Source organism: Arthrobacter sp. CAN_A212, from assembly GCF_015752345.1.
Classification (GTDB): Bacteria; Actinomycetota; Actinomycetes; order Actinomycetales; family Micrococcaceae; genus Arthrobacter_D.
Map to the genome: position 1 here is coordinate 34927 of NZ_JADOUT010000008.1, position 14517 is coordinate 49443.

The following is a 14517-nucleotide window of genomic DNA, read 5'->3' on the forward strand; positions in this document are numbered from 1 at the left end:
TCGGACCTCGGGGGTGGAGCGGTTAAAGTCCGAGATCCGATTCGAATGCGCCGGCTTCCAGACGGGACTTCAGCGACTGCAGGAAGCGGCCGGCGTCGGCTCCGTCCACCAGGCGGTGGTCGTAGGTCAGGCTGAGGTACATCATTGAGCGGATCGCGATGGTGTCTTCCCCATCAGCGGTCACCACGACGGGCCGCTTCACGATCGCTCCGGTTCCCAGGATGCCCACCTGGGGCTGGTTGATGATCGGGGTGTCGAACAATGCACCGACCGACCCGATGTTGGTGATGGTGAAGGTGCCACCCGACAGCTCGTCGGGTCCGATCTTGCCGCTGCGGGTCCGTGACCCGACGTCGGCAATCTTCTTGGCCAGCCCGGCAAGGTTCAGGTTGCCGGCATCGCTGATGACCGGAACCAGGAGGCCCTTCTCCGTATCAACGGCGATCGCCAGGTGCTCAGCGTCGTGGTACGTGACTTCCTTCGCTTCCTCATCGAACGAGGCGTTCAGCTTCGGGTGCTGCTTCAGGGCCTCGGTCACCGCCTTGGAAATGAACGGCAGGAAGGTGAGCTTGGCACCGTTCTGCGCCTGGAAGTTGTCTTTGGCCGAGGTGCGCAACCGCGCGACCTTGCTCATGTCCACTTCGATGACCTGCGTCAGCTGGGCTGACACCTCCAGCGATTCACGCATCCGGCGGGCAATGGTCTGCCGGATCCTTGGAGCCTTCTCGACCGTTCCCCTGAGCTTGGAGACCTCCGCGGAGGGTGCTGCTGGAGCTGCTGCGGGTGCCGGTGTTGCTGCGGCTGGCTCGGACGTCTTCTTCGCCGCCTCGGCGGCTTCCAGGACGTCCTGCTTGCGGATACGACCGCCCACGCCGGTGCCCTTGATGGACTGCAGGTCGACGCCCTGCTGGTTCGCGAGTTTGCGCACCAGGGGAGTCACATAGGCTGCGTCGGAGCCGCCCGATGTGTCCTCGGCGGGCTTCTGTTCGGCTGGCTTTTTCTCTGCAGGCTTGTCTTCGTCGGCCTGGGGAGCTGCCTGCTTGGCCTCTTCCTTGGGAGCGGATTCTTCCTTTGCAGGTTCTTCCTTGGCCTTCTTCGGCTCGGCGACAGGCTCCTCGCGCTCCTCGGACGGAGCAGCGGCAACCGGCTCGGCGCCACCTTCGGCCTTGGCTGGAGCGGATCCGCCGGACCCGATGATCGCCAGAACGGCACCCACTTCAGCGGTCTCGTCCTCGGCGACGCGGATTTCCTGCAGTTTGCCGGCGACGGGGGAAGGGATCTCGGTGTCCACCTTGTCGGTGGACACTTCCAGAAGCGGCTCGTCAACCTCGACGTCGTCGCCCACTTCCTTCAGCCAGCGGGTCACTGTGCCCTCGGTAACGCTTTCGCCCAGGGCGGGAAGTGTCACTTCGGTGCTTTCGCCCGATGAATCACCCGACTCATCGCTGGCGGCGGACTCGGACTCCGGAGCCTTCTCTTCGGGCTCGGGCGCGGCTGCTGGTTCCTCAGCGGCTGGCTCTTCGGCGTCGGCCGCTGGCTCTTCAGTAGCAGCCTCCGACGCGTCAGCGTCATCGGAACTACCTGACTCCTCGGAGCCGCCGGATCCGTCACCAATGCGCACCAGTGGCGCACCAACTTCAGCGGTCTCGTCCTCGGCTACCAGAATTTCCTCGATGACCCCGGCAATAGGCGAAGGGATCTCGGTGTCCACCTTGTCGGTGGACACCTCGAGCAGGGGCTCGTCAACCTCGACACGGTCACCGACCGCCTTGAGCCAGCGTGTGACGGTGCCTTCGGTAACGCTTTCGCCGAGGGCGGGTAAGTTGACGGATTCAGACATAGTGTCCCCGTTTCTCCTGATTAGGTCTTGCTGTGCGGTGTCGGATCCCCATCGGGACCCGACACCTTCGAGCCAAGGTTGCGAGTAATGCTGGTGGAACGCTTAGTTGCGAGCTTAGTGCACGGTTATCCGTGCAGGGCCTTACCCGCCAGGGCGAGGTGCGCCTCGCCGAGTGCTTCGTTCTGCGTGGGGTGAGCGTGAAGCAGCTGCGCCACGTCCTCCGGGTAGGCTTCCCAGTTCACGATCAGCTGTGCTTCACCAATCTGCTCGCCCATCCGGGTGCCGATCATGTGCACCCCGACAACCGGTCCATCCTTCTCGCTGACCAGTTTGACGAGTCCGCCGGAGCCCAGGATGGAGGTCTTGCCGTTGCCAGCCAGGTTGTATTCCTGGGTCAGGACCCTGTCCTCGCCGAGCTTTTCCTTGGCGGCCTTCTCGGTCAGCCCAACGGAGGCGATTTCGGGTTCGCTGTAGGTCACCTTCGGGATGTTCACGTCTTCAACGATGACCGGCTTCAGTCCGGCGATCTCTTCGGCGACGAAGATGCCCTGCTGGAATCCGCGGTGCGCGAGCTGCAGGCCGGGAACAATATCGCCGACCGCGTAGATGTTCCCGACGCCCGTGTGCAGGCGCTCGTTGGTGATGACGAAGCCGCGGTCAATGGTGACACCGGCTTCCTCGTACCCGAGGCCATCGGTGACGGGTCCGCGGCCGACGGCGACCAGCATGAGGTCTGCTTCGAAGGTCTTGCCATCCACCAGGGTGACGACGACGCCGTCGTCGTTCTGTTCGACCTTCTCGAAGAAGGTGCCGGTGTTGAAGTTGATGCCACGCTTCTTGAACGCGCGCTCGAACGCCTTGATGATGGTGGCGTCCTCGTTCGGGACCAGTGACGGCAGGCCTTCGACAATAGTGACGTCGACGCCGAAGGATTTCCAGACGGAGGCGAACTCGCAGCCGATGACTCCGCCGCCCAGCACGATGGCCTTCTTGGGCAGCGTGTCCATCTGCAGGGCCTGGTCCGAGGTGATGACCTTCCCGCCGATTTCCAGACCGGGAAGGGTCCGTGAGTAGGAGCCGGTCGCCAGGATGATGTTCTTGCCGGTGTAGGACGTGCCGTCCACCTCGACGGTGGAGGTGGAGGTCAGCTTGCCTGCACCTTCGATCACCGTGATGCCCTTGGACTTGATGAGACCCTGGAGGCCCTTGTACTTGCCGGCAATAATGCCGTCCTTGTAGGCGTTGACGGCAGGCATGTCGATCGATTCGAAGGTCGCCTGGATGCCGTATTTCCCGGCGGATCGCGCGGTATCGGCGACTTCGGCCGAGTGCAGCAACGCTTTGGTGGGAATGCACCCGTTGTGAAGGCAGGTACCACCCAGCTTGCTCTTCTCGATGAGTCCCACGGTGAACCCCAGTTGGACGGCTCGGAGGGCAGCGGCATAGCCACCACTACCCCCACCCAGTACCAGGATGTCGAATTCTTGCGCAGCTGCCGTATCGGCCACTTGGACGCTCCCTCGCGTAATCTGTGACGGGCCATTGGGTCCGTCGATTGATGATTTTGGCGGAATGCTTGGTGTGATCTGGATTTACCCTATCCCCAGATCACACCAGCATCCACTTGATGAAGGGCAATGTTTGCCCCTTTGTGGGCAGTCTCACCCCTGGTTGGGAAGCGAGACTGCCCAGCAGGCTTACTTTGTAGCGGCCACGTCTTCGGCGTATGCCAGCAGGGTGCGGACACCGACGCCAGTGCCTTCCTTCGGCGTGTAGCCGTACGGGGCTCCTTCGTTGAACGCAGGTCCCGCGATATCGAGGTGTGCCCAAGGGATCTTGCGTCCGTTGACTTCGCCAACAAACTCGCGCAGGAACACGGCGGCGGTCATCATCCCGCCGAACTTCTCGCCGATGTTGGCGATGTCAGCGACCTGGGAATCGAGGCTCGGTCGGAGTTCCTCGGGGAGGGGCATCGGCCAGAACAGCTCGCCCGAACGGTCGGCCGCACCCTTGACTGCATCCACCACGTCGTCGTCGCCCATGACTCCTGACACCCGTCGGCCCAGGGCAATCATCTGCGCACCGGTGAGGGTGGCGATGTCGAGCAGCGCGTCGGGGGCCTCTTCACTGGCGGCTGCTAGTGCGTCGGCCATGACGAGGCGGCCCTCGGCGTCGGTGTTAAGTACCTCGACGGTGCGTCCACCATAAGTGGTCATCACATCCGATGGGCGCTGGGCCGAGCCGGACGGCATGTTCTCGGCGAGGCACAGCCAGCCGGTGACCTTCACGGGCAGACCCAGTTCGGCGATCGCCAGGACGGCGCTGAGCACGACGGCGGCGCCGGCCATGTCGAGCTTCATGGTCTGCATTCCGGCGGCCGGCTTCAGGGACAGCCCGCCGGAATCGAAGGTGATGCCCTTGCCGACGAAGGCGAGGCTCTTCTTTGCGGAGTTGGGGGAGTATTCCACCTTGACCAGGCGCGGCTGCCGGGATGATCCCTTGCCGACGCCGAGAATGCCGCCGTAGCCTTCCTTCTCCAGGCGCTTCTCATCCAGCACGGTGACCTTGATGGGCAGGCCCTTGCTCAGGTCCTTGGCCGCCTGGGCAAAGGTCTCCGGGTACAGGTGGCTCGGCGGCTGGTTGACCAGCGTCCGGGTGATGTTGACGCCACGGCCGATGATACTGGCGCGGCTCAGCGCGGCTTTCAACTGACGGTCCTGCGCCACCGGGGTCACCACGGTGACGCTCTTGACCGGCTGCTTGGCCGGCGAGCCGTCCTTGGCAGCGCGGGCGGACCGGTGCTCGTCGTAGGAGTAGGCTCCCATCGCTGCACCCTCGGCCACCGCCGCGGCGTCGGCCACTGTGGCCGCCGGCAGGGCGATGGTTACCGAGTCGAGCCCGATGAGCTGGCGGATTGCCGCCCCCGCGGCGCGGCGCAGCGCCTCCTGGGTAAGGGTTCCGTCCGATGGTAGACGGCCCACACCGGTGAGTACGAGGACTTCAGCGGTGGCTCCTTCAAGGCCCGGGAGCCGGCGAACCTCGTCGGCTCCGCCGGTGATGCCGAGCAGCGGCAGGGAGTCGGCGAGTGCCTTCGCATCCTTCGCTGAGAGCGGGGAGTCGAGCAGGACTGGCGCTCCGGACTGTTGGCCGACGCCGATTACCAGGGCGTCACCTGCGGTCTTCTTGGAGTCCTTGGTGACAGCTGTCAGCTTGAGTTCGCTGGCGATATTCACTGGGTGTGTTCCTCACTTCCATGTGCTGGACAGATTGGTGGCTGGGCGCTCGATGACGCGCCGTTCCACTATCGATCGTAGTCTGTTAGGGATCCTGACGTCGGGCGGAATGAATCTGCTCCCCTCCGACGTTGGAGAAGGTATCTGTAGAAAGCCGCGAACCTGTTAGGAGGGGAGATGCTCAATCCTGAAACTCTGTTCAACTCAAACGCCGACCTGATCAACGGCCAGCAGCTGCGGGGGCTTCCTCTTCTTGCTGGTTTTACTGGATTCGTCGACGCCGGGCACGTGGTGTCCCAGGTGATCGAGGAAATGCTGACCACGCTTGACCATGAACTGGTGGCGGTCTTCGACGCTGACCAGCTGATCGACTACCGCAGCCGGCGCCCACGGATCACTTTCGCTGAGGACCACCTCGCCGATTACCACCCGCCCCGGCTTGAACTGCACCGGGTGTATGACGGCATGGGCGTGCCGTTCCTGCTGCTGGCAGGTTTTGAACCGGATCTGCAGTGGGAGCGGTTCATCAGCGCGGTGACTGGCCTGGTGGACAGGTTCGAGGTACCGCTGGTGTCCTGGATCAACTCGGTGCCGATGCCCGTGCCGCACACCCGCCCGCTCGGCGTGACAGTGCATGGGAACCGTGCGGACCTGATCGAGGGATTGAATACCTGGCGGCCAACCGCTGAGCTGCAGGCGTCAGTGGGCCACCTCCTTGAGCTGCGCCTGATCGAATCCGGGCACGACGTCGTCGGCTATGTGGTGCACGTGCCCCACTACCTCGCGGAAGCCGAATACCCGCCCGCGGCGGTCACGGCCCTTGAGTATCTCGGTGCGTCCGCGTCTTTGGTGCTGCCTACCGACCGGTTGCGTGAGGCCGGCCGCGACGTGGAACGGCAGATCGCCCGGCAGGTCGACGGATCCGCCGACGTCCGGGGCGTCGTCACTACGCTTGAGCAGCGCTACGACGAGCGCGCTGGATCCGCCGAACGGCGTTCTCTCCTGGTGAAGGAGAACAGCGAACTGGCGGACGCTGACGAGATCGGCGCCGCGGTGGAAGCCTACCTGGCCAGCCCACAGGCCGCCGATGAGTCCGAGCAATTGCTGGAAGAGGACCGGAAGGCCGGCGAAACGCCTGAGCCCGACGTCGAGCCCAAGGATGAAGCCGGACCGTAGGGTTCCAACCCTTCCTCCACAAGGGTTTTTGTGTGGGTCTTACACACATAGAGTCGGCCCGGTCGCCGCGCAGGCCGGGCCGACGGCATGCTCGATCCATGACATCCGCGCCAGCCCCACCCGAGCCTCCCTTCAAGGTCACGTCCCCAGCCGACATCCAGAGCTACATTCTCCACACGCTGGGTTTCCAGCCGGAGGCGAGCCTGGTCCTGCTCACCATGTCCGGAAAGCGGGTCGGGGCGACGCTGCGGGTTGACCTGCCCCATCCAGACGCTGACCCGGGCGCCTATGCGGCGGGCCTTTGCTCAATCCTTGCCTCCGACACCTCCGCTGACGGTGCGCTGATGATCCTCTATACGGGAGAGTCGTGGGACCGTTACGGACCGCCGCCCCGCCAGGAGCTCGTCGGCTACCTCAGGCAGGCACTGGACGCGGCGGGCCTTGCTCTGCGCGATGGGTGGCTGGTGAACGAGAACTACTGGCGTGACTATTTCTGTCAGGACCCGGGCTGCTGTCCTTGGCCGGGGCACCCCTTGGCCAGCGTCCAGAACAGCCCATTGAACGCGGAATTGGTATACCGGGGGAGCAGCTATGCGGAGTCGCTGACCGCCGCCGTGGGCAACGTCGGCCGCGAACCGTGGACGGATCGGGCGGACCTCACCCGCCGGTGGCGGCGCGAGGAGTCCCGCCTGCGACGACGCTGGCGGGATGCCTCCCAATTCAAGGCCACCCTGGCGTTCTGGGAGAAGTTGTTCGACACCGCACCTGAATCTGCCATGACCGAACCCAGACCGGAGGAACCTGCGCCGGCAGAGTGCACCACGGGCGGACCCGCCGCCGACCTGGAGGTGACCGCGCACCTGCTGGCGTCCCTCACCTGCCGCAGCATGCGGGACGCTGTGCTGGTCCTCTCCGGACTGGGCAAAGACATCGCGCTGCAGGGGGCAGCTGAGCTCGGTCTACTCCGAGGTGCTGGGCCCGCTGGTACACCCCACGCGGACACGGCTGATCGGGAGACCCCCCAGGTGGAAAATCCCGACGTGGATACCCCCGATGTAGCTGCACCCGACGCCGGGGCAGCCGGGGACAGATACTGCAACGTCCTGATCGGTCGCTACCGTGGCCAGCTGCAATGGCACCGGATCGACGCAGCCCACCGCCACCTGACCCGGTTGTCCGCCGTCGCCGAGGGTGAACCCCTCGCCGCCCTGTTGGCCATGCTTGGGTGGATCGAGTGGGCGCGCGGTCGTGGTTCCCGCGCTCACCTGTATTTCCAGCAATCGTTGACGGTGCACCCCGGCTACACGCTCGCTGAGCTGCTCGAGGAGGTGGTGGCCCGGGGTATGCTCCCCGAATGGTCCAGGGACAAGGATCTGGCGTGGCGGAACGGCACCCCAGCTGCCACCTAAGCGGCAGCGATCGGGCGGTTTCGGGAGAGCAGGGGATTTATCGAAGCCCACGAATCGTGCGACAATGGGAATTGAGACCCGGTCGGGTCCGTGTGTCAAGAAGTGTTCTGTATCTCAACCGCCCATCCTTCGCGGGATGGTGTGGGGAATAGTGCAGGCGGCGGGACAGTTCCTCTTCAGTGAGGAAAGCCCCGTCAATCTCCTTGAATTCAATCACGGACTTGACAGGGTCATAGTGGTGTTGCCCCCTTGGCAGCATCACAGACGCCGTATGAAAGGTTCTCTGTGTCGGCCAAGAAGACAACTGCACCGGATGTTACAGAACCCGGGGTAACGACCACCAAACGCCGGGCCGCCCCCAAGAAGGCGGCACCGAAGACCGCTGCTGTGAAGCCCTTGTCAGCGCGGGCCGCGAAGGCGGCAGCGCAGAACGCCGCCGCCGCCGAGGTTGAAGACGACAGCCCGGAGATCGACGCCGCGGGAAACCCGGTCGAGCCCGCTGAAACCACCGAGCGCGCGGCCGCCGAGGCCGAAACCAAGGCCGGTTCAGGCTTTGTCTACTCGGACGCCGACGACGACGACGCCCCCGCCCAGCAGGTTATTTCCGCCGGTGCCACCGCTGACCCGGTCAAGGACTACCTGAAGCAGATTGGCAAGGTAGCTCTGCTGAACGCGGAGCAGGAAGTCGATCTCGCCCTGCGCATCGAGGCTGGCCTCTTCGCCGAGGAGAAGCTCGCCGCAGACAAGGACGCCGCCAAGCCGCTGGATCCGAAACTGCGCCGTGAACTGGAATGGGTCATCCATGACGGCAAGCGGGCCAAGAACCACCTGCTGGAAGCCAACCTCCGCCTGGTGGTCTCCCTGGCCAAGCGTTACACCGGCCGCGGCATGCTGTTCCTCGACCTCATCCAGGAGGGCAACCTGGGCCTGATCCGTGCCGTCGAGAAGTTCGACTACACCAAGGGCTTCAAGTTCTCCACCTACGCCACCTGGTGGATCCGCCAGGCGATCACCCGCGCCATGGCCGACCAGGCACGGACCATCCGTATCCCTGTCCACATGGTCGAGGTCATCAACAAGCTGGCCCGTGTCCAACGCCAGATGCTGCAGGACCTGGGCCGCGAACCCACGCCCGAGGAACTCGCACTCGAACTGGACATGACACCCGAGAAGGTTGTCGAGGTTCAGAAGTACGGTCGCGAGCCCATCTCGCTGCACACCCCGCTGGGTGAAGACGGTGACTCGGAGTTCGGTGACCTGATTGAGGACTCCGAAGCCGTCGTACCCGCCGACGCCGTCAGCTTCACCCTGTTGCAGGAACAGCTGCACTCGGTGCTCGACACCCTGTCGGAACGGGAGGCGGGCGTCGTCGCGATGCGCTTTGGCCTCACCGACGGGCAGCCAAAGACGTTAGACGAAATCGGCAAGGTCTACGGCGTGACCCGTGAGCGGATCCGCCAGATCGAATCGAAAACCATGTCCAAGCTGCGCCACCCCTCCCGGTCGCAGGTGCTGCGCGACTACCTGGACTAGCAGACCTTTGGGGCCGGGAACACCGGCTTCAACCAGAAAGGACCCCCACACCTGGAGTGTGGGGGTCCTTTCTGGTTCCGGGCCGTGGCCCGGGTGACGCTTTTAGTCTTCGCTTACCGGTCCGGGTGCTGCATTCAGACGGTTGGTCTCATCCTGCCACTCGGACGTCAGCGGCCTGAGATTCGACTCAACGGAACGCGCGTGGTGGCCACAAAAGAGCAGCTCACCACCGGAGGACTGAAGAACTGCGCGCACATAGGCCTGGGCTCCGCAGCGGTCACAGCGGTCCAGCGCGGTCATTTCGCGGGTTGCTACTGCTGTTGTCATGATTGCCTCCTTAGTGGTTCCTGTAGTTCATATAACCACTATTCGTTGCCGATCCATCGCAGGCTGGGTGATCTTTCGCTGAGCGCGTAGCACAGTCCGACGCCGTCACACCTTTGCTGCCGGACCGTGCGGCCCGCCTACCCCGAACCGTCGGCCCGGGGGAATATGCTGGAGGGGTGCGGCCGGAGGTCTCCGGCGCGGCGCCCGGCTTCCGGTGTCGCTTCCAACCTGTACTACCTGCCAAGGAGTTTCACCCAACGTGGCGCCACCAAGCACCGAATACAACGCCCGTCACCTTTCCGTCCTGGAAGGGCTCGAAGCCGTCCGCAAACGGCCCGGCATGTACATCGGCTCCACCGACTCCCGTGGGTTGATGCACTGCCTCTGGGAGATCATCGACAACTCGGTGGACGAGGCCCTCGCCGGTCACGGCCAAAGCATCAAGGTCATACTCCACCCGGACGGCTCGGTCGAGATCCACGATGACGGCCGAGGCATTCCCGTCGATGCCGAACCCAAAACGGGCCTCAGCGGCGTCGAAGTGGTGTTCACCAAGCTGCATGCGGGTGGAAAGTTCGGCGGCGGGTCCTACACCGCGTCCGGTGGGCTGCACGGCGTCGGCGCGAGCGTGGTCAACGCGCTGTCCGCCCGGCTGGATGTCCAGGTGGACCGCGGCAGCAAGACCTATCAGATGTCCTTCAGACGCGGCGAGCCCGGCCGTTTCCTCGACGCCAAGACCCCCTCGCCCACCGCGAAGTTTGAGCCGTTCCTCGAAAGCTCCCGGCTCGAGGTGGTCGGTACCACCAAGCGAGGAGTCACCGGTACCCGGATCCGTTACTGGGCGGACCGCCAGATCTTCACCCCTGATGCGAAGTTCTCCTACGAGGAACTGCAGTCCCGTGCCCGCCAGACGTCGTTCCTGGTACCCGGCCTGCGGATCACCCTGCGCGACGAACGCCGTCTCGCTGGCACCGCCGCCGAGGCAGGACCACTGGAGGAAGTGTTCCAGCACGACGGCGGAATCTCCGAGTTCACCACCTTCCTTGCCGCCGACAGCGCGGTGACCGATGTGTGGCGCCTGCACGGCTCCGGACGGTTCAAGGAGTCGGTGCCGGTCCTCGGAGAGAACGGGCACAGCGAGATCGCCGAGGTGGAACGCGACTGTGAGGTCGACATCGCCCTGCGCTGGGGGATCGGCTACGACACCACCGTCAAGAGCTTCGTGAACATCATCGCGACGCCCAAGGGCGGCACGCACCAGAGCGGCTTTGAGCAATCCCTCCTGAAGTCCTTCCGCAAGGTGATCGAAGCCAACGCCCGGAAGCTCAAGGCCGGCAGCGACAAGATCGAAAAGGACGACGTGTTTGCCGGGCTGACAGCCGTCCTGACCGTGCGGTTGGCGGAACCACAGTTCGAGGGCCAGACCAAGGAAATCCTCGGCACGTCAGCGGTGCGGGCCATCGTGGCGAAGGTGGTCGAGAAGGAAATCCTCGCCAGACTCAACTCCACGGCCCGCGGCGACAAGGCACAGAGTGCCTTGCTGCTGGAAAAGGTTGTCGCGGAGATGAAGTCCCGCATCTCGGCGCGGGTTCACAAGGAAACCCAGCGACGGAAGAACGCGCTTGAGACCTCGTCGATGCCGTCCAAGCTGGCCGACTGCCGGATTGACGACGTCGAGCGTTCCGAACTGTTCATCGTCGAAGGTGACAGTGCGCTCGGCACAGCGAAGCTGGCGCGCTCCTCCGACTACCAGGCGCTGCTCCCCATCCGCGGGAAGATCCTCAACGTCCAGAAGGCCTCGGTGGGGGACATGCTCGCCAACGCCGAATGCGGCGCCCTGATCCAGGTGGTGGGCGCCGGCTCCGGCCGCAGCTTCCAGCTGGACGCAGCCCGCTACGGGAAGGTGATCCTGATGACCGACGCCGACGTCGACGGCGCCCACATCCGGACCCTGCTGCTCACCCTGTTCTTCAGGTACATGCGCCCGCTGGTCGACGCGGGACGGGTGTTTGCTGCGGTGCCGCCGCTGCACCGGGTGGAGGTGGTCAACCACGGGTCCAAGGCCAACGAGACCATCTACACCTACTCGGAGCAGGAGCTGAACCGGCTCCTGGCCGCGCTGGAGAAGCAGGGCAAGCGGTACAAGGAACCCATTCAGCGGTACAAGGGGCTGGGGGAGATGGACGCCGAGCAGCTGGCCGAAACCACCATGGACCCGCGGCACCGAACCCTCCGACGGGTCCGGATCCAGGAGGCCGAATCCGCGGAGCGGGTGTTTGACCTGTTGATGGGCAGCGATGTCGCGCCGCGCAAGGACTTCATCGTGGCGGGCGCCGCGTCCCTGGACCGGGAGCAGATCGACGCCTGACCGTTCAGTCAGCACGAATGCTCACCAGGGGAGTGGCTTCAATGTGCATGAGCGTTGATGCTCAGTGAGGGTGATCCCGTGGTGAGCAGCCGTGCCCGCCAGGGCCTCCCTGCACAGGGGCACCACGAGTGGAGGGCGCCCCGGGCTACGGCGTGATGTCCTAGCCCAACACCCACGGGGCGATCAGGAGCAGGGTGGGGGCCACCAGCAGCAGGCCGGAGGTGCCGAGGGCTACTCCCTGCTGCGCGGGCGAAAGGGGTGGCTGCGGGGTGAGGAGCCGGTGGACACGGTTCACCGTGGATCCGGTGTCCTGCCCGTTCGGAGGCCCGGGTGTCAGCATGGTGGTGGACAACGCGTCGGGTGGGCAGACGCCGTCGGGAGCGTCCAGCGGACCGGACGCCACAATGGCGATCGCCCGTGCCAGGACCGGCTCGCTAACCGTCTTCAGCGCCTCGTCGTCAGCGAGCATCTCGATCAGCTCGTTGACCGCTCGCTGCGCCAGCTGGGAAGTCGGCAACCACGGCAGTGCCGACCGCCAGGCGGCAAACGCCCAGAGCAGCAGGTGGTGGCGTTGGTGGAGGTGGGCGCGCTCGTGCACCAGGACGGCGTCTAGCTCCTGCGCGGTCAGCAGTTCCAACAGCCCGTTCGACAGGACGGTGACTGAGCGGGCGCCCCCCGGCAGACAGTAGGCGACGGGGGTGGGGTGGTTGATGACCAGTGTGGCCGGGCGGTTCGCGGCCGGTGAGCTGAGCAGGTTCAGCATGTCACGGTGGCGGCGACGCTGGCCCTGGATCTTGGCGTAGGTCAACAGCAGCGTGAAGATCAGGTGGGCGCCCAACAAGCCTGCCGCGCTGAGCGCGAAGACGTGCACTAGGCCCAGTTCAGCGGCCGGCTCATTGCTGACGGCCATGGCTCCCAACCGGCCGAGAGCCTCCACGAGGTTGTCTCCCAGCGGGTCGAGCCCCCACACCAGCATGGCACCGATCATCGAGAGCCCACCGGCCAGTGCAATGGCCTGCCAGAGGATCATGGCGATCGCTGGTGCCCGGGTGGGCCACTTGGCCCGCGACAGTGCTACCGGAGCGGGCCAGGCGAGAACGACGGCGAGCCCGGCCAACAGATGGGCGGCCCAAAACATCCGTTCAGCTGCCGAGCAGTTTACGCAGCGCCTGTGCCTCGCTGTCCGATACGCTTCCGATGAACCGTGCCAGAACAGCTTCCCGGTCCGGCGCGGTGACGAGGACCTCGTGCATCAGCTCGGCGGTGTGTTCCTCGCGGCTGGTGATGGCCCGGTAGCGGTGTGGGCGGGTTTCGCGTTCCCGCTCCACCAGGCCCTTTTTCTCCAACCGTGACAGGACGGTCAGGACAGTTGTCACAGCGAGTTCCTTGCCCACGGCCTCATTTGTGGCCAGTGCCAGCAGGTCGCGGAGCGCATTGGCTGTCAAAGCCCCGGGGGTGCCCCACAGCAGGTCCATCACTGTGCGTTCGAGTTCTCCGAGGGTGGCCATGCAAATCCTTCGTGTTAGTTGTGGGTTACTGGCTAAATCTACTCCCTTTTCCAGCAATGTTCTACATACGGTAGAACAGATCACATTGACGACGGCGAAATGCTTCACCCGGCCTCGTGTCATATTCTTTTGCCATGACTAAGTCAGTGACGGAATACTTTCCCACCGGCACGCCCCTGCAGTGGCGGCCCATCACGCCGGACGATATCGGGCAGTGGCTGGAACTGCTCAAGCGCATGGCCGAGGAAGACAAGCCGGACTGGGTTGAAGAGCGCGCCGACCTGGAGCAGATTCTGGAATCGTCGAAAACAGACCCGGTGCAGGACACTATCCTGGGCCTGGACGCTGACGGCGTGCCCCGCGCGTTCGGTGCCATCCAGAAGAACCATGGTTCCACCCTGATCCACACGATGGGCGGAGTGGATCCGGCCTGGCGGCGCCGCGGCATTGGTACCGCATTGTATGGGTGGCAGGCCGGGCGGGCCCGTCGTCGCCTTGACGAAGACGGCGCAGCGGCAGGCGTGCTGCGCACCTACGCCGAGGAGCGGGTTCCCTCCCAGCTGGCCCTGATGGAGGCGACCGGGAACTCCGTGGTGCGGTACTTCACCGAGATGACCCGCCCGCTGCGGACCGAGATCCCGACGGTCGAGATCCCGGCGGGACTACGGATCGCGACGTTTTCCGAGGAACTTTCCGAGGCGGTCCGGCTGGCCCACAACGAAGCTTTCCAGGACCACTGGGGCAGCGAACCGCGGGATGAGGAATCCTGGCGGTACACAGTGACCCACCCCGAGTTCAAGCCGGATTGGTCCCTGGCAGTGGTCGACGAGGAAACCGGCGAGGTGGCCGCCTACCAGCTGGTCAGCTTCGATCCCGGCTCGAAGGACATCCTGGGATACACGGAGGCCTACACCGACCTGCTCGGGGTGCGCCGGAACTGGCGGGGGCTCCGGCTGGCCCCCGCGCTGCTCGTCGAGGCGATGCGCCGGTTCGCGGCCGACGGTATCGAGAACGCAGGTCTGGGCGTGGACACCGAGAATCCGTCAGGCGCGCTCGGCCTGTACGAACGTCTGGGCTACGAACCCACCCACCGGGTCAGGGTCTGCGAACTACCGATCTAGCC

At 64.8% G+C, this 14517-nt stretch carries 11 protein-coding genes; 5 read left to right on the top strand and 6 right to left on the bottom strand.

What is annotated here, in order from left to right:
- Nucleotides 1-22 precede the first annotated feature (22 nt).
- The 3 genes from sucB to IWX64_RS08080 form a co-directional block, all read right to left on the bottom strand.
- Nucleotides 23-1840, bottom strand: coding sequence for a 2-oxoglutarate dehydrogenase, E2 component, dihydrolipoamide succinyltransferase (gene sucB, locus IWX64_RS08070; RefSeq protein ID WP_196866624.1), 1818 nt, complete (start codon nt 1838-1840; stop codon nt 23-25).
- 125 nt (nt 1841-1965) lie between these two features.
- Entirely contained in the window at nt 1966-3348 is a 1383-nt protein-coding gene (lpdA, locus tag IWX64_RS08075; protein WP_196866625.1) for a dihydrolipoyl dehydrogenase, read from the bottom strand.
- Nucleotides 3349-3537: 189 nt separating this feature from the next.
- On the bottom strand, nt 3538-5073 hold the full coding sequence (locus IWX64_RS08080; protein ID WP_196866626.1) for a leucyl aminopeptidase: 1536 nt from the start codon (nt 5071-5073) through the stop codon (nt 3538-3540).
- 177 nt (nt 5074-5250) lie between these two features.
- On the opposite strand from IWX64_RS08080, the gene IWX64_RS08085 reads away from it, so the two are divergent.
- The 3 genes from IWX64_RS08085 (at nt 5251) to IWX64_RS08095 (ending at nt 9191) form a co-directional block, all read left to right on the top strand.
- A complete protein-coding gene (locus IWX64_RS08085; protein ID WP_196866627.1) occupies nt 5251-6249 on the top strand; it encodes a proteasome assembly chaperone family protein in 999 nt (332 codons plus the stop codon).
- Between the two features lie 98 nt (nt 6250-6347).
- On the top strand, nt 6348-7658 hold the full coding sequence (locus IWX64_RS08090) for a DUF4192 domain-containing protein (protein WP_196866628.1): 1311 nt from the start codon (nt 6348-6350) through the stop codon (nt 7656-7658).
- 285 nt (nt 7659-7943) lie between these two features.
- On the top strand, nt 7944-9191 hold the full coding sequence (locus IWX64_RS08095; protein WP_196866629.1) for an RNA polymerase sigma factor: 1248 nt from the start codon (nt 7944-7946) through the stop codon (nt 9189-9191).
- A 102-nt stretch (nt 9192-9293) separates the two neighbouring features.
- On the opposite strand, the gene IWX64_RS08100 is transcribed toward IWX64_RS08095, so the two are convergent.
- A complete protein-coding gene (locus IWX64_RS08100; RefSeq protein ID WP_196866630.1) occupies nt 9294-9518 on the bottom strand; it encodes a DUF7455 domain-containing protein in 225 nt (74 codons plus the stop codon).
- A 259-nt stretch (nt 9519-9777) separates the two neighbouring features.
- Between IWX64_RS08100 and IWX64_RS08105 the strand changes: the two genes are divergently transcribed.
- Complete coding sequence (locus tag IWX64_RS08105) at nt 9778-11886, top strand: DNA gyrase/topoisomerase IV subunit B (protein WP_196866631.1); 2109 nt, start codon at nt 9778-9780, stop codon at nt 11884-11886.
- A 160-nt stretch (nt 11887-12046) separates the two neighbouring features.
- On the opposite strand, the gene IWX64_RS08110 is transcribed toward IWX64_RS08105, so the two are convergent.
- Both IWX64_RS08110 and IWX64_RS08115 read right to left on the bottom strand, forming a co-directional pair.
- Nucleotides 12047-13024 carry a M56 family metallopeptidase gene (locus IWX64_RS08110; protein WP_196866632.1) on the bottom strand — a complete coding sequence of 326 codons (978 nt, stop codon included), beginning with the start codon at nt 13022-13024 and terminating at the stop codon, nt 12047-12049.
- Nucleotides 13025-13028: 4 nt separating this feature from the next.
- Entirely contained in the window at nt 13029-13394 is a 366-nt protein-coding gene (locus IWX64_RS08115) for a BlaI/MecI/CopY family transcriptional regulator (protein ID WP_196866633.1), read from the bottom strand.
- A gap of 134 nt (nt 13395-13528) precedes the next feature.
- Here IWX64_RS08115 and IWX64_RS08120 point away from each other — a divergent pair, with 134 nt between their 5' ends.
- On the top strand, nt 13529-14515 hold the full coding sequence (locus IWX64_RS08120; RefSeq protein ID WP_334683213.1) for a GNAT family N-acetyltransferase: 987 nt from the start codon (nt 13529-13531) through the stop codon (nt 14513-14515).
- Nucleotides 14516-14517: the final 2 nt, after the last annotated feature.